General features: G+C 70.9%; 21 protein-coding genes. 15 read left to right on the forward strand and 6 right to left on the reverse strand.

Features of this window, described 5'->3' with window-relative positions:
- Positions 1-44: 44 nt before the first annotated feature.
- Positions 45-1094, reverse strand: a complete 1050-nt coding sequence (locus ACFYPD_RS12745) for a zinc-binding dehydrogenase (RefSeq protein ID WP_387112145.1) — start codon at positions 1092-1094, stop codon at positions 45-47.
- A gap of 73 nt (positions 1095-1167) precedes the next feature.
- Here ACFYPD_RS12745 and ACFYPD_RS12750 point away from each other — a divergent pair, with 73 nt between their 5' ends.
- Both ACFYPD_RS12750 and ACFYPD_RS12755 read left to right on the forward strand, forming a co-directional pair.
- A complete protein-coding gene (locus ACFYPD_RS12750; RefSeq protein WP_355054701.1) occupies positions 1168-1755 on the forward strand; it encodes a TetR/AcrR family transcriptional regulator in 588 nt (195 codons plus the stop codon).
- 8 nt (positions 1756-1763) lie between these two features.
- The gene (locus ACFYPD_RS12755; protein WP_387112147.1) at positions 1764-2231 is read left to right on the forward strand and encodes an SAM-dependent methyltransferase; all 468 of its coding nucleotides are present in this window, start codon (positions 1764-1766) and stop codon (positions 2229-2231) included.
- Between the two features lie 383 nt (positions 2232-2614).
- On the opposite strand, the gene ACFYPD_RS12760 is transcribed toward ACFYPD_RS12755, so the two are convergent.
- On the reverse strand, positions 2615-3358 hold the full coding sequence (locus ACFYPD_RS12760; protein ID WP_355057600.1) for an SDR family NAD(P)-dependent oxidoreductase: 744 nt from the start codon (positions 3356-3358) through the stop codon (positions 2615-2617).
- 103 nt (positions 3359-3461) lie between these two features.
- Between ACFYPD_RS12760 and ACFYPD_RS12765 the strand changes: the two genes are divergently transcribed.
- Positions 3462-4277 (forward strand): helix-turn-helix transcriptional regulator, encoded by an 816-nt coding sequence (locus ACFYPD_RS12765; protein WP_355057598.1) that lies wholly within the window; start codon positions 3462-3464, stop codon positions 4275-4277.
- Positions 4278-4448: 171 nt separating this feature from the next.
- On the opposite strand, the gene ACFYPD_RS12770 is transcribed toward ACFYPD_RS12765, so the two are convergent.
- Positions 4449-5456, reverse strand: a complete 1008-nt coding sequence (locus ACFYPD_RS12770) for a hypothetical protein (RefSeq protein ID WP_387112150.1) — start codon at positions 5454-5456, stop codon at positions 4449-4451.
- Positions 5457-5929: 473 nt separating this feature from the next.
- Between ACFYPD_RS12770 and ACFYPD_RS12775 the strand changes: the two genes are divergently transcribed.
- Positions 5930-8665: a LysM peptidoglycan-binding domain-containing protein gene (locus ACFYPD_RS12775; RefSeq protein WP_387112152.1), complete on the forward strand. Its 2736-nt coding sequence runs from the start codon at positions 5930-5932 to the stop codon at positions 8663-8665.
- A 26-nt stretch (positions 8666-8691) separates the two neighbouring features.
- Positions 8692-9381 (forward strand): IS6 family transposase, encoded by a 690-nt coding sequence (locus ACFYPD_RS12780; protein WP_387112405.1) that lies wholly within the window; start codon positions 8692-8694, stop codon positions 9379-9381.
- A gap of 200 nt (positions 9382-9581) precedes the next feature.
- Here the strand turns inward: ACFYPD_RS12780 and ACFYPD_RS12785 are convergent, their stop codons facing one another.
- Entirely contained in the window at positions 9582-9881 is a 300-nt protein-coding gene (locus tag ACFYPD_RS12785; RefSeq protein WP_387112154.1) for a MerR family transcriptional regulator, read from the reverse strand.
- A 637-nt stretch (positions 9882-10518) separates the two neighbouring features.
- Here ACFYPD_RS12785 and ACFYPD_RS12790 point away from each other — a divergent pair.
- Both ACFYPD_RS12790 and ACFYPD_RS12795 read left to right on the forward strand, forming a co-directional pair.
- Entirely contained in the window at positions 10519-10782 is a 264-nt protein-coding gene (locus ACFYPD_RS12790; protein ID WP_387112408.1) for a SpoIIE family protein phosphatase, read from the forward strand.
- A 239-nt stretch (positions 10783-11021) separates the two neighbouring features.
- On the forward strand, positions 11022-11153 hold the full coding sequence (locus ACFYPD_RS12795; RefSeq protein ID WP_387112156.1) for a hypothetical protein: 132 nt from the start codon (positions 11022-11024) through the stop codon (positions 11151-11153).
- A 603-nt stretch (positions 11154-11756) separates the two neighbouring features.
- On the opposite strand, the gene ACFYPD_RS12800 is transcribed toward ACFYPD_RS12795, so the two are convergent.
- Entirely contained in the window at positions 11757-12239 is a 483-nt protein-coding gene (locus ACFYPD_RS12800; RefSeq protein WP_387112159.1) for an SRPBCC family protein, read from the reverse strand.
- A 214-nt stretch (positions 12240-12453) separates the two neighbouring features.
- On the reverse strand, positions 12454-12978 hold the full coding sequence (locus ACFYPD_RS12805) for a PadR family transcriptional regulator (RefSeq protein WP_387112162.1): 525 nt from the start codon (positions 12976-12978) through the stop codon (positions 12454-12456).
- Between the two features lie 56 nt (positions 12979-13034).
- Between ACFYPD_RS12805 and ACFYPD_RS12810 the strand changes: the two genes are divergently transcribed.
- The 8 genes from ACFYPD_RS12810 (at position 13035) to ACFYPD_RS12845 (ending at position 21120) form a co-directional block, all read left to right on the forward strand.
- The gene (locus ACFYPD_RS12810; RefSeq protein ID WP_387112164.1) at positions 13035-13847 is read left to right on the forward strand and encodes an alpha/beta fold hydrolase; all 813 of its coding nucleotides are present in this window, start codon (positions 13035-13037) and stop codon (positions 13845-13847) included.
- 124 nt (positions 13848-13971) lie between these two features.
- Positions 13972-15021 (forward strand): methyltransferase, encoded by a 1050-nt coding sequence (locus ACFYPD_RS12815; protein ID WP_387112167.1) that lies wholly within the window; start codon positions 13972-13974, stop codon positions 15019-15021.
- A gap of 25 nt (positions 15022-15046) precedes the next feature.
- Entirely contained in the window at positions 15047-15925 is an 879-nt protein-coding gene (locus ACFYPD_RS12820; protein WP_387112169.1) for an FAD binding domain-containing protein, read from the forward strand.
- Positions 15926-15940: 15 nt separating this feature from the next.
- A complete protein-coding gene (locus ACFYPD_RS12825) occupies positions 15941-16435 on the forward strand; it encodes a (2Fe-2S)-binding protein (protein ID WP_387112171.1) in 495 nt (164 codons plus the stop codon).
- Complete coding sequence (locus tag ACFYPD_RS12830; RefSeq protein WP_387112173.1) at positions 16432-18792, forward strand: xanthine dehydrogenase family protein molybdopterin-binding subunit; 2361 nt, start codon at positions 16432-16434, stop codon at positions 18790-18792. The genes ACFYPD_RS12825 and ACFYPD_RS12830 overlap by 4 nt, the downstream gene beginning before the upstream one ends.
- Before the next feature lie 26 nt (positions 18793-18818).
- A complete protein-coding gene (locus ACFYPD_RS12835; protein ID WP_387112176.1) occupies positions 18819-19190 on the forward strand; it encodes a VOC family protein in 372 nt (123 codons plus the stop codon).
- Positions 19191-19291: 101 nt separating this feature from the next.
- A complete protein-coding gene (locus ACFYPD_RS12840) occupies positions 19292-20314 on the forward strand; it encodes an ATP-binding cassette domain-containing protein (RefSeq protein WP_387112178.1) in 1023 nt (340 codons plus the stop codon).
- Positions 20311-21120: an ABC transporter permease gene (locus ACFYPD_RS12845; protein WP_387112181.1), complete on the forward strand. Its 810-nt coding sequence runs from the start codon at positions 20311-20313 to the stop codon at positions 21118-21120. Before ACFYPD_RS12840 ends, ACFYPD_RS12845 begins: the two co-directional genes overlap by 4 nt.
- Positions 21121-21144 lie beyond the last annotated feature (24 nt).

The following is a 21144-nucleotide window of genomic DNA, read 5'->3' on the forward strand; positions in this document are numbered from 1 at the left end:
GAGGTCACGACACGCCGCGAACATCACACATCGCGACTGCACCGCTAGGGGTGCAGGACGATCTTTCCCACATGGCTCCTGCGGGCGAGTTCTTCCTGCGCCTGAACGGCCTGGTCCAGCGGGAACGTCGCGGCGATGACGGGCTGGATTTCGGCCTGACGAGCCAGGTTCATGAGGAGGTCGAAGTGCGTTGGCGTGTGCATCGCGGAGCCGATCACCTGCGCGTTGTGCAGGTAGAGACGGCGCACATCAAAGGTCACGTTATACCCGCCGAGTGCGCCGGCGATGACCCAGCGGCCACCTTCGCGCAGCAGCGGCAGTCCCTGACTCACCAGGTCCCCAGCGACGACGTCGAGTGCGACGTCGATGCCCTCCGGCGCGGCAGCGCGGACCTGCTCGGCGAGGTCTCGTGCGCGGTCAATGACTTCGTGTGCGCCCGCCTCACGCACCGAATCGATCTTGGATCCGCTACTGATGGCGAGCACCCTCGCACCGCGCGCACGGGCGATCTGCAGCAGCGCGAGGCCGACACCGCCGGACGCTCCCGAGACCAGCACGGTCTCTCCCGCCCGCAGCCGTGCCCGCTCGATCATGCCCAGCGCTGTGCCGTACGCAGTCGGCAACGTCGCGAGCTGATCGTCGGTGAGCGGGGATTCCGTCACGTCGTGCACACGTTCCGACGGCGCGGTCACGTACTCGGCGTAACCGCCGTCGCGTTCGCTTCCCATCAGGCCCACCGGGTTCGCGTCCGGCCCGTCGGCGTCGTAGATCGCTGGGTCGACGACCACTCGGCGACCGACGAGGCTCTTGTCCACGTCGGCGCCGACTGCCACGACCCGACCGGCCACGTCGGCGCCCTGGATGCGTGGGAAGTCGATCGGGCCTCGCCAGCCCGACAGCGCCTTCGGGTCTCCCGGACGGCCGTAGGCGCCCTCCCGGGTCCACAGGTCGGTGTTGTTCAGCGCGACCGCGCTGACCTGGACCAGCGCCTCTCCTGCCTGCGGGGCAGGCACGGCCACCTCCGTCAGTTCAAGAACCTCCGGCCCTCCGTGCTCTGCGATCCGCACCGCGCGCATGGTCTTGGGCACACCCATCGCCTGTCCTCCTCGCAGGTATACTGATCTGTGAACATCTGCGACGGTACACCGATCGGTGAAGGGGCGCCTGATGCGGGAAGCGCAGCCCATGACACCGGCGGGCCGCCGCATCGTGGCGGCTGCCGAGGAGCTGTTCTATAACCGTGGGATCACAGCGGTCGGCGTGGATCTGATCGCTGAGCACTCAGGCGTGACCAAGCGGACCCTGTACAACCAGTTCGGTTCGAAAGACCACCTCGTGGCGACCTACCTCGCGGAACGTGACCAGCGCTGGAGGTCACTTGTCCGCGCCACGGTTGACGCCTGTGACGGTCCCGTTGAGGCCGTCACCGCACCCTTCGACGCACTGCGGACCTGGAGCGAGACCAACACCCGCGGCTGCGCGTTCATCAACGCACTGGCCGAGCTCCCGGACCCCTCGCATCCCGCGCATCGCATCGCCGCGAACCAGAAGCTCTGGCTGGTGAACCTGTTCAAGGAACTCGCCACCGCGGCGGGCTGCTCAGGCCCCACCGCCCTCGCCACCCAGCTCCTCGTGCTGCACGAGGGCGCTCTCGCTATGCAGCCGCTCCCGCTCGATAGCCTTTCGGAAAGCGCTGACCTGGCACGAACCCTAGTGGTCACGACACGCCGTGAACATCACGCATCGCGACTGTAGTACTAGTCATGCTCAGCTTCGAGATCACCCCGATAGGTACGGTCCGGAATGACAGGACGGATGTCCAGCACACCGACAACTGGGGTGCCGTCCGCAGCACGATCACCATCGACGAGCGCTTCGGCGATTTGTGCCTCCAGGGCCTGGAGGGCTTCTCCCACGTGGAAGTCCTCTTCATCTTCGATCAGTTCCCGGAACACGGCGATTACCGCGAACCCCGTCCCTACCGCGGCCGTTCCGACCTCCCGCCCGTTGGCGTATTCGCCGGCCGCGGCCCCCGCAGACCCAACTGCATGGGGGTAACGTGCTGCGCCATCGAATCCGTCCGCGGCCGCGAACTGACGGTGGTGGGCCTCGATGCGGTCTCGGGCACCCCGGTCATCGACCTGAAGCCGACGATGGCGGAGTTCCTCCCGATGAACGTCAAGCAGCCGGAATGGGTCAGCCGCCTGATGTCGGAGTACTTCCAGCCGTAAGCGGGGGTTTGGGGCGAAGCTCAACGCTGTGTTGGGTAGGGGCTTTCGTTGGGATGGCGGTAGTGCCGAAGGTCTTGACGGTGGAGTTGACTCCCGAGCAGCGCACCGAACTCTCGCATCCACGATTACATCGGCCCAACCAGAGTCAGCGGCTTTCCGAAGGGAATCCGGAGCCGGCCGAGCGGCCATGATCGAACGTACTCTCATGCCGCGATCCGCGCGTGGCGGAGCGTGACGGCGACCGCTACCGCTCGGCATCCTGAACTGCCGATGACAGTGTGCGAGCGGTGCGATCTGTTGCCGCCGAGGGGACCCGAGCCCGGCGTCGTGTCCGGGGCCGCGTGAGCGGTTGCTGCCGTCGTTACCGGTGGGAAGCGGCGCTCTCAGCGCCCCGGCAGCGTCTTGAGCGCCTGGGACCGTTGCGCCACCAGATCGGCGTAGGTGCCGTCGCGCTCGGCCCAGCGGTGCTGCAGCACGCCCTGCACGAGGATCTCGTCCGGGGTCGGGTCCTGCCCGAGCAGCCCCAGCACCTCGTCGAGGTAGTCCTCGAGGTCCAGCGCGCGCGGGTTCAGCCGCTTGTGCTCCGGCGTGGTCGCCACCGCCGGCGGCACCAGCTCGGTGACCTCCACGCCGGTGCCGGCGAGCTGCGCGCGCAGCGCCTCCGTGTACGCGTGCACGCCCGCCTTCGTGGCGGCGTACGTGGGCATGAGCGGGAACGGCAGGAAGCCGATGCCCGAGCTGACCGTGACGAAGGTGCCCGCGCCGCGCCCGAGCAGGTGCGGCGTGAACGCGTCGAGCACCCGGATGGTGCCCAGCAGGTTGGTCTCGACGGTGGTCTCGGCGGTGGCGAAGTGCTCGGGGTCGCGCAGGTCCTCCGAAAGCTGGACCCCGGACATGGTGACCACGACGTCCAGGCCGGGGTGGCTTTCCAGCACGCTGTCGCGGGCGCGCCGCACCGAGTCCGCATTGGTGACGTCGATCTCGACGGTGTCCAGCCCGTCGAGGGAAGCGGCCCGGCGCCCGCCGACGGTGACGGTGCCGCCGGCGGCGGCGAAGCGGCGGGCGAGGCCCAGGCCGATGCCGGAGGTGCCCCCGGCGATGAAGACCGTGCGGTTCGTGATGTTCATGAACCGATGGTCGCAGCGTCGCCGGGGCCCAGGAAGTGCTTTGCGAATCCGGGGAGTGACAGGACCCCCTGTCCGCGCCCGCGCCGGTATTAGCCTCGGCCTCATGAGCGGCGACGACGGCACCAACCGGCTGGGCGACTACCTGCGGGCGCGGCGTGAGCTGGTCACGCCCGAGCAGGCCGGCATCCAGCCCGGCTCCCGCCGCAAGGTCCGGGGCCTGCGCCGCGAGGAGGTGGCGCTGCTCGCCGGGATCAGCGCCGACTACTACCTGCGGCTGGAACGCGGCCGCGACAAGAACCCGTCGCCGCAGGTGCTCGAGGCGCTCGCCCGGGTCCTGCACCTGGACGACGTCGAGCGCCAGTACCTCCTCGACTTCACCGCGCCCCGGCCCCGGGCCCGCCCGCGCCGCCGGCCGGAGCACGTGCCCGCGCGGCTGCACCACCTGCTGGCCGCGGTCGGGGTGCCGGCCTTCGTCGAGGGCCGCTCGTTCGACGTGCTGGCGGCCAACGCCCTGGCCACGGCGCTGTCACCCCGATTGCGCCCGGGCGAGAACCGGCTGCGCTCGATGCTGCTCGACCCGGAGGAACGCGAGTTCCACGCCGATTGGGAACGCTCCGCGGCGAGCTTCGTCGCGGCGTTCCGCCAGACCAACGGCGACGTGCCCGACGACGCCCGGGTCGTCGAGCTGGTCGGCGAGCTGTCGCTGTCCAGCGCACGGTTCCGCTCTTTGTGGGCACGCCACGATGTGCGCCAACTGCAAGGTGGTACGACCACAGTCCGGCACCCGGTGGTCGGCGAGCTCACGCTGCACCGCGACAAGCTGCCGGTCGATGGTCTGTTGTTGGTGCTCTACTACCCGGACGAGACCGGCGACAACGCCGAGAAGCTGCGCCTGCTAGCCTCGCTCGCCGCGTCCTGAAGGTGACCTCGCAGCGGCGTCTGCGCGCCAAGTCTGATGCTCGCCGAGCATTGATGCTTTGCCGTGATCAGACATCCGCTACTGCCGCCGGTCGCGCGCGGCGTCGCACCGAGCTGCCCCGGTTGCCGTCCGGACGCGCCGAAGTAGTGCGTCGATGCCGACTCAAAGAGATCACTGCATGGTGATGGCGGGTGGGTGGTCGAACGAGACCGGGCAGTGGAAGACGTACAGGGCGTAGCCCCGGCCGATGACAACATCGGTGGGATTAGGTGAAGCCTTCATGGGCTCCTCTACCGGCCGCCAACTGCCGCCCGACCCGTGCCACTCGCCGGAGTCGGCGGTGAACAGCAGGGTCATCGCGGTGCCACACTCCCCGCAGTCGACCGGATGCGGGTCGGTCAGCGACCAGTTCGCGAAGCCGCCCACCTTCCAGCCCGGCGCCACTGACAGGTCGAACTGGTAGTTGAGCCCGTCCTCATCGTCGGCTTCCTCCTCGATCTGCTCCTCCCAGGCGGTGATCCGGGTGTCGAGTTCCTCGGGGAGTAGTCCGCCGTACTGATACTCGCGAATCTGTTCCGGGTGCACGACGCATTGAGTCGGCAGGTAGGAGTCGTTGACGACGGGCGGTTCCGGCGCCGCGTCCAGGGGCTGGCCGACGTCGGCGGTGTGGCGCCAGTACAGCCGTACCCGAGGGTTGTAACCGTCCTCGGGATGGTCCAGCGGGCACCACAGCACCTGCAACAGGTCGGCGCCGACCGGGCCGGCGAAGTCAGGAACGTCCCGGCGGTACAGCTGCGCCACCGGGATCAGCGGGATCGGCTGGTTCACCAGGCTATGCGGCTCCGAGAAGTCGAGGCCCGGCAGTTGCGCCCGCTCCTCGCCAGTCAGGGCGTAGCGGGCGCCCACCGCGTCGGCGCGGGCCTTCGCCGCCGTGTAGATCTCCCGGCTGCGGCGGACCGTCGCCGGCGTCCGGAGTCGAAAAATGTAGTGGGCATCGCCGTCCATGCACACCGGCCAGGCCTCGTCGGCGGGCCAGAGCAGCGGGCCACCGACCGAGCTTTCGGCGGCCGTAGGCGCACCAGGCCGGGGATGCAGCCGCGTCGCTGTGGACGAACACTCCCTCAACTCGGGGAAGAGCTTCGTGATGTCCAGCGGCCGTGGCGGCGTGCTGCGAGTCATGCCCAATGATCCTAGAGATCGAGCGACAACGACCGTGTAGCCGCCGAGCTTTGACCTGACATCCGGATCTGCCGCGATCCGGGCGGGCAGCCGTCCTTTGGGACGTCGCAATCCCGGGCGATGCCTACGCAGAGTGACTGACCGGCGGTGGTGAGTCGTCGTGCGGTGGGGCCAGTCGTGGCCGTCCTGGTGGAGTCGGCTTCCTCCGTCACAACCATCCTGACCTGCTGGTGTGAGGTCTTGTCAGCCTGTGTGAGGTTCTGTCAGCCCTCACGGGAGCTTGCGGGACTGTCCGCGGCCATACCGTCGAGCCACCGATCAGCACCCCGCGCCACCGTCCGTCGTCCGCCCGGTCCACGCCTGTGCCACCGCTGACGGGGATGACGTTCAGAGCCAGCTCGGCGGCGTCCGTATCAGTGAGAGGAGCAGCGATGAGAACCCGAGCAGCTTCTGTGGCCGCCACAACGACAACCGTGCTTCTGCTCGCGGCCGTTCCGACCGCGCTCCTCCACCTCGCCGGATGGCCGACGCCGACCGTGCCGTCGAGCGCCGTACTACGGGACTGGGTTCGACAGCCACTGACCGCCGGGTTCCTCACCGGCCTCGCGCAAACCGGGGCCTGGCTGATCTGGGCGGCGCTCGTCGCCGCTGTTCTCGCCCGCGTCTACACCCGGGTCACCCGCACACTGCCATGGCTACCGACACTGCACGTGCCGGGACCGCTGCAGGGACTGACCGCGGCGGTGCTGGGCGCGACCGCGGTCACCGCCGCCGCGGGCGGCGTACCCGCCCACGCCGCCGCGCCAGCCGGCGCCGACGTCACCACCGACGAGCTGGAAGCGGTGCACCTCACCCCGCCGCAGGCCGCGCACACACTGCCTGCTCGAGCTGCGGTGAGCAGCGCAGAGCCCAGCCGTGTGGCGACTGGCGGTGACGACACCTACACCGTCCAGCGTGGGGACAGCCTGTCCGACATCGCGCAGCGGTGCCTTGGCGACGCCCGCCGCTGGCCAGAGATCTTCGCCCTCAACCGCGGCACCCACTTCGCCAAGGTGGGTGGAACGCTGCGTAACCCGAACCTGATCTACCCCGGCTGGATCCTCGACCTGCCCGCCGAAACCGCCCCGCAACCCCGACCGGCCACCCCGCACCAGCCACCCGGCCACGGCCCGGACGCTGAAACGCCGCTGCCAGGCCCCGACGTGAACAACCCATCCCCGGCGCAGCCCACCCCCGCCAGCACCGCGCCGGACAGCCACCCGCCGACGTCGCCCAGCGTGTCACCCGGGACCGAGGCACCCGTCGGTGCCGCCTCATCAGCACCCACCAGCACCCCGACCGGCGATGGCGCCGCCACCGACGCCCCCGCCGCCAACGCAGACCGGTCCTCCCGCGGGGTGTCCCTGCCCAGCGGAAGCTGGATCGACCTCGGCCTCGCGCTGGCCATCGCCGCTGCGGTCGCCCTGGTATGGGCACACCGCCGACGCCGCTACATCCCCCGCCGGCCCTCGGCGCAGCCACGCCTGAGCGACCCCGACCTGGCGCCCATGCCCCGCGTGGTCAACCAGATCCGCCGCGCACTACGCCACGCCGCCGCCGACCACCCCCACACGCCCGACCACCATGAGGACGACCCGGTCGATGTGGACGTCAACGGCGAGCTCAACGACCTTGGAGGCCACCACCGCCCCGGCAGCACGAACAGCATCCACGGAGCTGACACCGAGACGGTCCACGGCGACGTCGCCGATTCCGACGCTCCGCACGCGACCGATTCCGACGCCATCCACCCCGCTACCGCTGACCCATTGCCGGTGGCGCCGGCCCTCGCGCATCCGCTGTCGGCGCTGTGGCCAGCCGCCGGACTGGGCCTGACCGGGCCCGGCGCGCAAGCCGCCGCCCGCGGATTCCTCACCGCCGCCCTGGCCGCAGGCGGCCTGGACCACCCCGACGCCCGAGCCCAGGTGGTGATGCCGTCGGCCACCGCGGCGACGCTGCTCGGCGCCGCCGCGGTCAACGTGGCCCGCACGCCCCGGCTGACCCTCACCCCCGGCCTCGACGAAGCCCTGGAGATCGTCGAAGCGCAGACGCTGCACCGCACCCGGCTGGCCTACCAGCACGAGGTCGACACCGTCACCGACCTGCGCGCCGCCGACCCCTACGAAGAACCACTCCCGCCGGTCATGCTGCTCGCCGACGCCACCAGCCGCCACGAACGCGCCCGCACCGCGGCCCTACTCACCCAAGGCCAACGCCTGGACATCCACGGCGTGCTGCTCGGCGCATGGCCCGACGGCACCACCGTCGACGTCGCCGACGACGGCACCACCACCCCCGCCGACTGCGACCCCCACGGCCCCCACCCCGCCGACGTCGGTCGCCTCGCCGTCATCAACCCCACCGAGACCGCCGACCTCCTCGCCACCCTCGCCGAATCCCACACCGGCCAGCTCCCCGCGCCCGCCCCCACCGAAGCCACGCCCACCCGCATACAGGCCGAGACACCGGCGCAGGCGCCCCGCCCATCGACCCCGACCGCCAGCGGGCAGCCAGGCACGGAAACGGCTGCCGAGCCCGCCGTCGACACGCGAACGCACGCGCACGACAACGGCATCAAGGATCCCGACAGCCAGCACACCGCAGCCGTCACCGCCGCCACGACCGACACCTCCACTCCTGAAACGGACACCACCCTGGCCGGCGCCACCGCCACAGCCGACCCCTCAACCCCGGAGCCGGAAGCCGCCCCGGCCGGCTCCACTGGCACAACCGCCCCGGCAGACGCCGGCGCTGACCACACCGCCGACATCGACCCGGCCACACTCCGCCAGGAGCCGGGCGACACCGAGACGGCACGCCGGCCCGGGCGGGTCGAGGTGACCGTCCTCGGCGCGCCCGGCATCGTCGGCGGCGACCCGCAGCGCAACCTGCGCGCGAAGTCCCTCGAACTGCTGGCTTATCTGGCGGTCCGCGACGGCACCGCGTCCGTGGAGGCGATCCTCGACGACCTGCTGCCCGACGCGCCGTCCAGCAAGGCCGTGCACCGGCTGCACACCTACGTCTCGGACCTCCGCAGCGTCCTGAAGCACAACGGCGGCCCCGGCACCTACCTCACCCACCCCCACCACCGGTACCAACTCAACCCCGAACGCATCGAGGGGCTCTGTTGCATTGAGCGTTGGCATGATCGAGGCAGGCTTGAGCAGTGAAGTCGTTGACTCGATCTCGGCCGTGGCTGCCTCCGACGTCGGCGTTCGCCGGGTTCCGGTTCCCGCCGGAGGTGATCGTGGTCGCGGTGCGCTGGTATCTGCGGTACAACCTGTCCTATCGCGACGTTCAGGAACTGCTGGTCGAGCGTGGCGTGGAGGTCGACCACGTCACCGTCTACCGGTGGGTGCAGCGGTTCACCCCACTGCTGGCCGACGCCGCCCGATTTAGCCGCCACTCGCCAGGTGACCGCTGGTTCGTCGATGAGACGTACGTGAAGGTGAACGGGGTGTGGCGGTACGTGTATCGGGCGGTCGACCAGTACGGGCAGGTCATCGACGTGCTGGTCTCGGCCCGCCGGAACGCCGGCGCGGCCCGCAGGTTCTTCCGCCGGGCGCTGTCGACGGTGAAGGTGACACCCGGCGAGGTCGTCACCGACGCCGCGGCGGTCTACCCCGGGGTGCTCGACGAGCTGATCCCGTCCGCGTGGCACCACGTCGAGCAGTACGCCAATAACCCGATCGAAGCTGATCACAGTCAGCTGAAACACTGGTTGAGATCGATGCGCGGGCTACGAACGGACAAGACCGCACAAGTGATCATCGCCGGCCACGCGTTCATGCAGAACATCCGCCGCGGACAGTACGAACTCGCCGTCGACGCCCCGCCCGCTCTGCGGGTCGCCGTCGCGTTCACCGAACTCGCCCAGGCGATCTGACCACGGACCCGACACAGGTTCAACGCGTCCACCGATCCGATAATGCAACGGCGCCCCCGGCCGTCGGCACGACGGCGGGAGAGCCAAGGCCACTACCCGCTTCCCCCTGGCGTGATGCTGAGCCCTGGAGTGGGTACGACAAACGGTCCCTCTGTGGAGAAGGACCGTGAGGCGATGAGTCAGGCAGCGTCCGCTTGCTGTCAGCGCTGGTGGTTCTGGTTGTGCCGAAGGGCTTCTTCGAGCTGGTCTTCGAGAATGATGATCCGGCAGGCGGCTTCCAGGGCGGTGCCCTGGTCGACCATCTCCCGGGCCCGTGCGGCGAGGCGGAGCTGGTAACGGGAGTATCGGCGATGGCCGCCGGCTGACCGGAACGGGGTGATCAGCTTTGCTTCGTCGAGGCGGCGCAGGAAGTCCGGCGAGGCGGCGGTGATCTCCGCGGCGCGGCCCATCGTGTAGGCGGGGTAGTCGTCGTCACCGAACATGTCATCGGGTTGGGCCATATACACCTCTCCATGACGAGGGCCCCGGCGCGGAAGCGCCGGGGCCCAGGGTTACGGGGTCGAAAGCACCATCTGCCGACAGGTTCGTCGGGTTGTCGTATCCGCACCTGCCGCCGTCGGCGGCGTGGGGTGCGAGGATCGCATAAGCGTGACCGGAGACCACCTCTCGTTCGATGGAAACTGCGGTGACCGGCTCCAGAGTTGAACTGCGTCCTGGAGACGGGCGATCCAACGGTGTTCGGGCCCTCCCTTTCCTCTGCTTTCAATTTCCGTGGTGCTAGTCGTGCTGCCCGCCGGTGTCGGAGCCCCACGCGACTTCATGGCCCCGTCCACGTGTGGCGGACTGTCCTGCCAGGCGAGCCCTGAACCAGCATCAGCCCACCTGCCTGCCCTGACCTGGAACTACGTCAGGGTCTTACTTTCCACTCCCACGTGCCTTACCTTGCCTTGCTGCAAGCGGCGATCAGCACTTCCACCGCTGGGCCGAGCGAGCCACGACATGTGTCTGGGGCCCTGCGTAACGCTCGGTCCGCTTCGTCTGCGTCTTCGACGATCTCTGCTGTGAACGACAGGAACACTAGCCAGGCGCGGCGGGAATGTCTAGCGATTCGGACCTAGATTTCCTGGACGGCTACACCTGCTTTCAGCATCGCATCGACGGTTGTCCCGACGGCTGGTAGCAACCGTCGTCCTGCAGGGGTGGAGCTACGTCACCGCCGTACTCGGCCGCCTCGACTTGCGCACCGGGGGGTGCTGGCTGCTCAACGTCGGCCACGTGCCACCGCTGCTCGTCCGCGACGGTGACACCCAGGAGCTGCCGCTACCGGCCGCGCTCACAAACCTTGAGGAGCGAGCACAGGAACATGCCGTTGCGACCGGCATCCAAGGGAGGAGCACGTAAGACCGCAGGTCATCAGCTTGCGGTCTCGGATAGAACCGTCTTAGGAAACCGACGATCTATCCCCTGAGCTACAGACGACGTGGGCGTGGGCTGATAGCGAATTGTTCGGAGGCGGGGACCGAGGTGCCGGTCGCGATCAATCCGGCGACGCCAGGCGCGCACTCGGCGATCCTGCGACTGGACAACCCGGCGACCAGCCCACGGACAGCGCGGACCTGCCCGGTCGGCTGCGGACCCGGTTGCCGAGCGGAGCCCGGCTGTTCGCCTCCGCGTCCAACCGCGTCTCCTACCGCAACGGCCCCGTCTCGGTCATCGTCGCGGCCTCCGACGACAACACCGCCGTCACCGTCCGGTACACCACCATCTGCTGAACACAGCCCACCCCTGCCACGCCCCAGAGTGTCGCCAACTGGCAGGGTGGTGTGCAGGTCAGCAAGGACGGACGGAGTTGGCGCATCGGCGCTGTCGCCGACGTGGAATGGATCGCCGGTCACACCATTGCCGGCATCTCGGTCACGCTCGGAGCTAGTGCCATCACAGGATTCGGCCGGTGTTGTCAACATGTGTCGGTGCAGCGCAGCGGTGGTCAGAGTGCGAGCCGGTCGGTGTGGGTAGGCGGAGCCCGGGGATCGTTGGTGCTCCTGTGGTGATCGGACGTCGGCGAACTGGCGTGGACGTGCCGGTACCTGACCGAACTTGCGTCTCCTCCAGGGCGACTCAGCCATCGTTCCCCGGTGAATGCATCGCCCGGACCTGCTGGTATCGAGCGGGATGCGCGCGAACCGAGCGCGACGGGGGCGGCCCTTCGGGTGGATCTCGCTACGCATAGACGTTCATCTGTCTACGGATCAGAAGGTTAGGGGTTCGAGTCCCTTCGGGCGCACAGCAGATCGAAGGCCGGTTTCCCGACGCGGGAGACCGGCCTTGATCGTGTTGACCCCCACGCGCTCGCCCCACCACGCGAAACGCTCTGCTCAGGCAGGGTGCCGGTGATCGCCGACGAATCTTCGCCCAAACTTGCCGGCGACCGCGTGCTCGGTGTCAGTGACTTTCCCTGTCTCCAGGATCTGCTTCAGCCTGCGCAGGTTCGCCGCTACCTCGGCGGCGGGCGGCTTCCCGGCCAGGGTCAGCGCGATGCGGCCCAGTCTTCCGAAGGGTGTCTTGAGCACCTCGTGAACCTCGGTCCGGCCCGGGTCGGACCCAGGGGTGAACTGGACCGTCCAGTGAGTTCTCATCCCGGGCGCGGCAGTGGTCTCGTACCGGAGCAACTGGTTGGTGCGTTCCTCGATGAGCCTTACCGTGGAGCTCACTCTGACGCCGAGTGGTCCCCGAATTGTCCATCGGAACGTTGCTGGCCCGATCTGTTCACTGGCCATGACGTCGCCCAGGAAGCGGGGCAGGTTCTGGAAGTCGCGGTAGAAGTTGAAGACGTCCGCGACCCGGCGCTCGATGGTCACTCTCGCCTCGGCTGGGTTGTCGCGGCGGCGGGGTGGTGAGGGGCGCATCGTTGCCTCCGACGGCTTCTTCCCATTTCAGCCGTGCTGCGATCCAGGCCCGTTTGCCCGAGCGGCCGTCCGCTAAACCTGGCGAGACAGTGGGCCCCGGCGGAGCGCAAGACGGAACCTCGGCCTGTTCACCGGCGTCGCGCGCCGAGCCGGCGGTCTTGGCACGTCATCCCTGCAGTGTCGCCAGCGTCTGACGCAGCCAGGTGAGTTCCGTGCGCGTCGTGGCGGTGGCGACCTTGAAAAGTCCCTGCCGGAACGGATCGTCGAAGTCCGCCTCGCGCAGTGGCCGGTCGCCGTCCCAGAAGAAGCTGGCGGGCTGAGTCAGGAACTGCAGCCGCCGTTGCAGAACCGCGGCCTGCGCCGGCGGATCCTGCAGGTGGCGCAGGAACGCCAGCAGGGTGAACCACCGGTTCTCGTCGGTGATGAACAGCTCGTCCGGCCTGCGGAGGCGGCCCAACAGGGCAGCCCTGCCCTCGTCGGTCAACGCGAGCATGTGTCGAGGCGCGGCCGCTTCGCCGGGCTCGAGCTCGCGGACCAGGAAACCGGCACGCTCCATCCGCTTCAGCAGGGGATACAGGGTGCCGTCGGCGATGGGCCGAACGTGGCCGGTGAGCGCCGCGATCCGCTTGCGCAGCTCGTAGCCGTGCAGCCGTTCTTCGTAGAGGAAGCCGAGAACCACGAACTCCAACATGATCGACATCATACCCTGTTGACGGAGTATCTCGATGTCGAGGTACCCTCGGCGCTATGCAAAGTGTTGAGGTACTCCCCGATGGCTCCCGGCTGCGGTGGATCGACGTTCCCGGCACCGATCCCGCCCGCGTCTACCTGCACGGTCTCGGCGCGAGTTCCGCCCCCTACTTCACCGCGGCGGTCCACCATCCCGCCTTGGCCGGCCACCGCTCGCTCCTGGTGGACCTGCTGGGATTCGGCCTCAGTGATCGGCCTGCGAGTGCCTCGTACACGCTGGAGATGCACGCGGACGTCGTGGCGTGTGCGCTCAGAGCGGCCGGGGTGAGCCAGGCCGACGTGGTCGCCCACAGCATGGGCGGCGCGGTCGCGACCGTCCTCGCCGCCCGCCACCCGGAGCTGGCACGCCGGCTGGTCCTCATCGACACACCGCTCGATCCGGCGCCGCAGCTGCCCACCGTCAAGCGTCCGGGCAGCTCGGGCATCGGCGTCTACCGGACCGAGGCCGAGTTTCTCGACCATGGCTGGGACGAGACTCTGCGGTTCGTGGGAGAGCACTGGGCCGCCACCATGCGGCAGGCCGGGCCGCAGGCTCTCTACCGCAGCGCGATGAGCCTGCTGCGCGGCACCGTACCGACGGTCCGGCAGCACCTGGAGGCGTTACCTGTTCCCCGGACCCTGCTCTATCCGGCCACCGACGGCCCACGTGCCGACCACGACCGGCTGGCGGCCGCCGGTGTCGAGGTCGTGGCGGTCCCGGACTGCGGCCACAACATCATGCTCGACAACGTGGATGCCTTCGCCGCGGCCGTGCGCGCCGCGCTCGAACGGTCGGGGACTCTGCGCCCCGGTTACGCCTGTCCCAGCTGAGGGTTCTGGCGGCTCCAGCGCCGTTCGAGCTGAACCCGGACGCAGCAACGGAGAAGAAGATCCGGTACGTCCCGCCTGGATAGCTTGAGTGCGACGCAGCCGACGGGCAACGGGAGGCCGAGCCATGGAAAACCCACCGCAGCAGTTCGCGCGTCCCGTGTCGGTGACCGTGCTGGAGAAGCTGCTCGGCCGGCTGACCTCGGTCTGCATCCAGGTGGCGACGGCGGGCCTCGACCTGCCCGACCGGCTCCGGGACGGTCCGAAGTCGATCGACGAGCTGGCCGCCGAGGTGGGCGGCGACCGGGACGTGCTGCTGCTCTTCATGCGAGCGCTGACCAGTGAGTCGATCTTCCAGGAGGTCGAGCCGGGGGTGTTCGCGCACACCGAGGAGTCACGCTGCCTGATCAGCGACGCGCCGAACTCGCTGCACGGCATCGCCGAGATGCTCGGGGCCGAGTGGGCCTGGAAGGTGTGGGAGCCGGCCGAGGTACTGCACACCATCCGCACCGGCCAGCCCGCCTTCGAGCACGTCTTCGGCCGGGATATCTGGGACTACATGACGGCCAACCGGGACCAGTACGCCGTGTTCAGCCGCGCCCAGACCATCTTCTCGGGGCCGAAGGACGACGCGATCGTCGACGCGTACGAGTTCGAGGGGGTCAAGACCATCGTCGACCTCGGCGGCGGCGAGGGCACCTTCCTGGAGAAGATCCTGCTCAAGCACCCGGGGATCGAGGGGGTGCTGTTCGACCTGCCGCCCGTGGTGGAGCGGGCCCGGGCGCGGGTCGCCGGCGGCGCCGTCGCCGACCGCTACACCTGCGTCGGCGGCAGCTTCTTCGACCGGGTGCCGCCGGGCGCCGACGCGTACGTGCTCAAGCAGGTGCTGCACGACTGGAGCGACGACGAGTCGGTGGAGATCCTGCGCAAGGTCCGGGAGGTGCTGCCGCCGTCGGGCCGGATCCTGGTCGCCGCCCACCTGGTGCCCGCGCCGCCGCGCCGCCCGCTGAAGTACCTGATGGCCGGCATGTGGGTGCGGCTCAACACCCCGGGCGGCTACGAGCGGACCGAGCAGGAGTTCCGCGACGTGTTCGACCGGGCCGGCCTGGAGCTGGTCCGGATCCTGCCCACCGCCTCCACGCACAGCATCCTGGAGACCCGCCGCGCCGAGGACTGACCGGCCGAGCCGAGGGAGGTGGCGCGTGAAGGCTGCGCCCTTCGACCACCACGCCCCGACCAGCCTCGCCGAGGTGCACGACCTCCTCGCCCGCCACGGCCCGGACGCCACGCTGATCGCCGGCGGGCAGAGCCTGGTGCCGCTCATGGCGCTGCGGCTGGCCCGCCCCCAGGTGCTGGTCGACCTCAACGAGGTGGCGGGGCTGGCCGGGATCCGCGAGGAGCCGGGCGCGGTGACCGTCGGCGCGCTCACCCGGCAGCGGGCCGTCGAGCGGTCGCCGGTGGTCGCGGCGCGGCTGCCGCTGATCGCCGCGGCGGTCGGCCGGATCGGCCACCCGCAGGTGCGCAACCGCGGCACCGTCGGCGGCAGCCTGGCGCTCGGACATCCCGCCGCCGAACTGCCCGCCGCCGCGCTCGCCCTGGACGCCACCCTGGTCCTGGCCGGCATCGGCGGCGTGGAGCGCGAGGTGGCGGCCGGGGACTTCCACTCCGCGACGGGCGGCACCGCGCTGCGGGCGGGCGAGGTGTTGACCCGCGTCCGGTTTCGAGTGCCGCCGGCCGGCGCCGGCCACGGCTTCCACGGGCTGGGCCGCCGGGCCCGGGACTTCGCCCTGGCCGGCGCCGCCGTGGTGCTCGGCCGGGGCGCCGGCGGCGAATGCGCGTACGCCCGCGTGGCGGTGCTGGGCGGCGGCCCGGCGCCGCGCCGCCTGCCCGGCGTGGAGCGGGCGCTGCGTGGGGGGCCGCTCGACGCCGAGGCGATCGCCGAGGCCGCGGCCGGCGCCGCCGGTGAGGTCGAGCCGGTCGGCGACGTCCAGGCCGACGCCGGATACCGCCGGGAGGTGCTGGTGACGCTGGTCCGGCGGGCCCTGTCCGACGCGGCGCGCCGGGCCCGACCGACACACTGACCTGGGGAGCGACGCATGGAGTCCGTCGAGCTGGTGGTGAACGGGGTACGCCGGGAGGGGCGGGTCGAGCCGCGCCGGACGCTGGCCGACTTCCTCCGTGAGGATCTCGGGCTGACCGGCACGCACGTCGGCTGCGAGCAGGGCGCCTGCGGGGCCTGCACGGTGCTGCTCGACGGCAAGCCGGTCTACGCCTGCCTGCTCTTCGCGGTGCAGGCCCGGGGCCACGAGGTCACCACGGTGGAGGGGCTGGCCGCCCCGGGCGAGCTGGACCCGGTGCAGGAGGCGTTCCGCCGGTGCCACGCGGTGCAGTGCGGCTTCTGCACCCCGGGCATGCTGCTGGCGGCGCACGGTCTGCTCGCCGACGACCCGGACCCGGACGAGGCCGGCGTCCGCGCCGCGCTCGCCGGCAACATCTGCCGCTGCACCGGCTACCAGAGCATCGTGGCCGCGGTCCGGCTCGCCGCGGCGGAGCGGCGCCGGCCGGCCGCGCCGGAAGGAGCGGCGCGATGACCGGCGTGCCCGAGGAGGGTCGGGTCGGCAGCCCGGCCCGGCGGATCGAGGACCCGCGCCTGCTCACCGGCCGGGGCCGGTACGTGGCCGACCTGACCGCCCCGCACCTGGCACACGCGGCGTTCCTGCGCAGCACCGTGCCGCACGCCCGGATCACCGTGGACGCCTCGGCCGCCCGGACCGCTCCGGGGGTGATCGCCGTCTTCACGGCGGCGGACCTCGCCGGGACGCTCGGTCCGGTCAGCTTCGACGCCTCGATCCCCGGAATGACGCAGCTCGTGCACACCGCGCTCGCCGACGACCGGGTCCGGCTGGTCGGCGACCCGGTGGCCATGGTGGTGGCGGAGAGCCGCTACCTGGCCGAGGACGCGCTGGAGCTGATCGAGGTCCGGTACGACGAGCTGCCTCCGGTGCCGGACGTGGCCACCGCCCTCGACCCGGCCGGCCCGGCCCTGTACGACGTGGCACCCGGCAACGTGCCGTACCACGACATGGCGCGGTACGGCGACGTCGACGGCGCGTTCCGGAGCGCGGACCGGGTGATCGGCCGCACCCTGCGGCAGCACCGCTACATGGCCGCCCCGCTGGAGACCCGGGGCGGGCTGGCCACCTACGAGCCGGCCGGCGGCGAGCTGACGTACCACGTCAGCGCGCACGCGCCGCACCTGATGCGGATGGTGCTCGCGGCGCACCTGCGGCTGCCGCCGCACCGGGTGCGGGTGGTGGTGCCCGACATGGGCGGCTCGTTCGGGTCGAAGTGGGGGATCACCCGGGAGGACCTGCTGGTCTGCGCGGCGGCGGCGCGGACCGGCCGGCCGGTGCGGTGGATCGAGGACCGCCGGGAGAACCTGCTGGTCGGTGGGCACGCCCGGGACGAGTCGCTGCACCTGGAGGCGGCGGTCCGGGCGGACGGCACCCTGCTCGGGCTGCGGGCGAAGCTGGTCATGGACATCGGGGCGTACTCGGTCATCCCGATGAACCCCGCGTTCTTCACCCTGGCGCTGCGGCTGCTCATCCCCGGCCCCTACCGGGTCCCCGCGTACGACTTCGAGGTCAGCACGGTGTGCACCAACAAGGGGCCGTACGTGGCGTACCGGGGGCCCTGGGCGGTGGAGACCTGGGCCCGGGAGGTGCTGCTGGACATCGTCGCCGGTGAGCTGGGGCTGGCTCCGGAGGGGATCCGGCGGCGCAACCTGGTCACCCCCGCCGAGCAGCCGTACCGGACGGCGGCCGGGTGGCGGCTGGACGGTACGCGGGCGCCGGCCACGTTGGACCGGGCGCTGGAGCTGGCCGGCCTGCCCCGGTTCCGGGCCGAGCAGCGGCGCGCCCGGGAGCGGGGCGAGGTGCTCGGCTTCGGGCTGGCCACCTTCATCGAGCCCTCGCCGGGCGGGGCCGAGTTCCTCGCCATGTCCGGTGGCGGCAAGGAGACCGCCCGCGTCCGGGTCGAGCCGACCGGCGAGGTGTCGCTCTTCACCTCGCAGATCCCGCACGGGCAGGGGCACGAGACCACGCTCGCCCAGGTGGTGGCGGCCGAGTTCGGGCTGCCGTACACGGCCGTGCGGGTGGTGCACGGGGACACCGACGCCACCCCGTTCAGCATGGTGGGCACCGGCGGGAGCCGGGCCGCCACCTTCGGCAGCGGCGCGGCGACCCGGGCCGCCCGGGCGGTACGCGACCAGGTGCTCCGCCTGGCCAGCGGGATGCTCGGCGCGCCGCCGGAGGAACTGGAGCTGGCCGGCGGCCGGGTCTACGTCCGGGAGCGGCCGGCGACCGGGCTGAGCATGGTCCAGCTCGCCGGCATGGTCGCCCTGGCCCCGGCCTACCTGCCTCCGGACACACCGACCGAGCTGGCGGCCACCGCCACCCACGACGGGGCGGACGGCGGGTTCGCCCAGGCCACCCACTGCTGCTGGGTACGGGTCGACCCGGGCACCGGGCAGGTGGAGATCACCCGCTACCTGGTGGTCGAGGACTGCGGCTCGATGATCAATCCGGCCGTGGTGGAGGGGCAGATCCGCGGCGGCACGGCGCAGGGCCTGGGCGGGGTGCTCCACGAGCGGCTGCACTACGACGAGGCGGCCCGGCCGCTCACCGACACGCTCCGCGACTACCTGCTGCCCACCGCGGCGGACGTGCCGCCGATCGAGATCGTGCACCTCGGCCCGGAACCCGGGGCCGGCCCGCCGGACCACCGGGGGGTCGGGGAAGGGGGCGCCATCTGCGCGCCGCCGGCCATCACCAACGCGCTCTCCGACGCGTTGGGCATCGAGATCACCCAGCAGTCGGTGACGCCGTCGTTCGTGCTCGCCGCGCTGCGCAAGGCCGGTGCCACACCCTCGGATCCGCTTGACAGGTAGGAAGTTCCCTACCTATCGTCGTCGGCATGAGCATCAAGGGAATCAAGTTGATCACCGTGCCCGTGTCCGACCAGGACGCCGCCAAGCAGTTCTACGTCGAGCAGCTCGGCTTCGAGGTGTCGCAGGACTCCCAGATGGGGCCCATGCGCTGGCTCGAGGTGGCGCCCAAGGGATCGCCGGTCAGCTTCGCGCTGCTGCCGAGCGTGCTGGGTGTGCCCGTGGGCGGCCTCAAGGGCGTCCAGCTCTTCACCGACGACCTCGACGGCGACTGTGAGAGTCTGCGCGCCGCCGGCGTCAAGGTGGACGGGCCGAACGCCCGCCCGTGGGGTCGTGACGCGAACTTCTCCGACACCGACGGCAACGGCTTCGTCCTCATGTCGGTGCCCGGCGGCCAGTAGGCCGACGCGCTCCGGTTCGGCCGCCCCGACCTCTCCCCCCGGGGTCGGGGCCCGAGCCGGCGCGGCCCGACGGACTCCCGGTCCTCAGTTGAGAGAGTGCCATGTCATTGATGATCGAGGCCGTGGGCCTCACCAAGTCCTTCGGGAAGGTCGTCGCCCTCAACGGGCTCGACGTGCGCCTGGAGTCCGGCCAGGTCGCCGCGATCCTCGGGCCCAACGGCGCCGGTAAGACGACCTTCCTGCGCATGATCTCCACGCTCGCCCGGCCGGACGGCGGCACGCTGCGGGTCTGCGGCATCGACGTGACGGCCGAGCCGGCCCGGGTCCGCCAGCTGATCGGCCTCGCCGGTCAGCACGCCACGGTCGAGCCCGCACTGACCGGGCGGGAGAACCTCCAGATGATCGCCCGGCTGTTCGGCCAGGACCGGCGCACCGCCCGGGCCAGCGCCGAGGAGACGCTGGAGCGGCTGCGCCTCGGCGAGGCCGGCGACCGGTTGGTCCGCACCTACTCCGGCGGCATGCGGCGTCGCCTCGACCTGGGCGCCAGCCTGGTCGGCCGTCCGCAGGTGCTGCTGCTCGACGAGCCCACCACCGGACTCGACCCGCAGAGCCGGATCGAGCTGTGGGACACCATCCGCGCGCTCACCACCGAGGGCACCGACGTCCTGCTCACCACGCAGTACCTGGAGGAGGCGGACCGGCTCGCCACCACCATCCTGATCATCGACCACGGGCAGGTGATCGCCTCCGGCACGGCGAAGGAGCTGAAGAGCCGGGCCGGGCGCGACATCGTGGAGATCCACGTCCGCGATCGGGAGGATCTCGACCCGGCCGTGCGGGCGCTGACCCGGATCGGCGCCGAGACGCCGGTCGTCGACCACGGCTCGCTGATGGCCTCGGTGGCCGTCGACTCCGGCCCGGAGCGGCTCCGCGAGGCGTTGCAGGAGGTCAGCGAGCTGGGCGTGCACGTCGAGGACGTGGCCCTGCGCCGGCCCACGCTCGACGAGGTGTTCCTGTCGCTGACCGGGTCGACCCCGGCGGGCGAGCCCCGCGGCGCCGCGCCGCGGTCGCCCGAGACCCCTGCGGGCATCGAGCCCGAGACCGTGTCGAGGAGTGCCCGATGACCGCCGTGGCCGCGCCGCACCCGGCCAACAACGCCCGCCTGCTGCCCAGCGTCGGTGTGCTCACCGGGCGGGCCCTGCGCATCTACCGGCGCACGCCCCAGCTGCTGATCCTGCGGATCGTGCAGTCGGTGGCCTTCCTGCTGATCTTCCGGTACGTGTTCGGTGGCGCGATCGGCACCGGCACGATGCGCTACGTCGACTTCATGGCGCCCGGGCTGCTCACGGTGGGCATCATGTTCGCCACCATCGGCACCGCGCTCGGGGTGGCCGAGGACCACGTCGGGGGCCTCTTCGACCGGCTGCGGTCGCTGCCCATGCCGCGCAGCGCCGTGCTCACCGGCCGGGTGCTCGCCGACCTCGCCATGACCGTCGCGGTGCTCATCCCGACCATCGCGATCGCCTTCGCGGTGGGCATGCGGGTGCACACCGACTGGGCCTCCGCGCTCGGCGCGCTGGGCCTCCTGGTGCTCTTCGGGTTCGCCTTCGTCTGGATCTTCGTGGCGGTCGGGCTGCTCGCCGGCAGCGTCCAGGCGGCGCAGGGCATCTCGTTCATCGTGATGCCGATCAGCTTCGCGTCCAGCGCCTTCGTGCCGACCTCCAGCATGCCGGGCTGGCTCCAGGCGTTCACCGAGCACCAGCCGGTGACGGTGGTGGTCAACGCGGTCCGCACCCTCACCCAGGGCGCGCCCGCCGAGGCGCTGCTCGGCCACAGCACCGGCTACTACGTCACCCGGGCGCTGATCTGGATGGTCGCGCTGATCGTGGTCTTCGCGGGCCTGGCCATCGCCCGCTACCGGAGCCGCTGACCGGCGGCCCCCGCGATGGTCCGT

Source organism: Micromonospora sp. NPDC005299, assembly GCF_042872345.1.
GTDB lineage: Bacteria > Actinomycetota > Actinomycetes > Mycobacteriales > Micromonosporaceae > Micromonospora.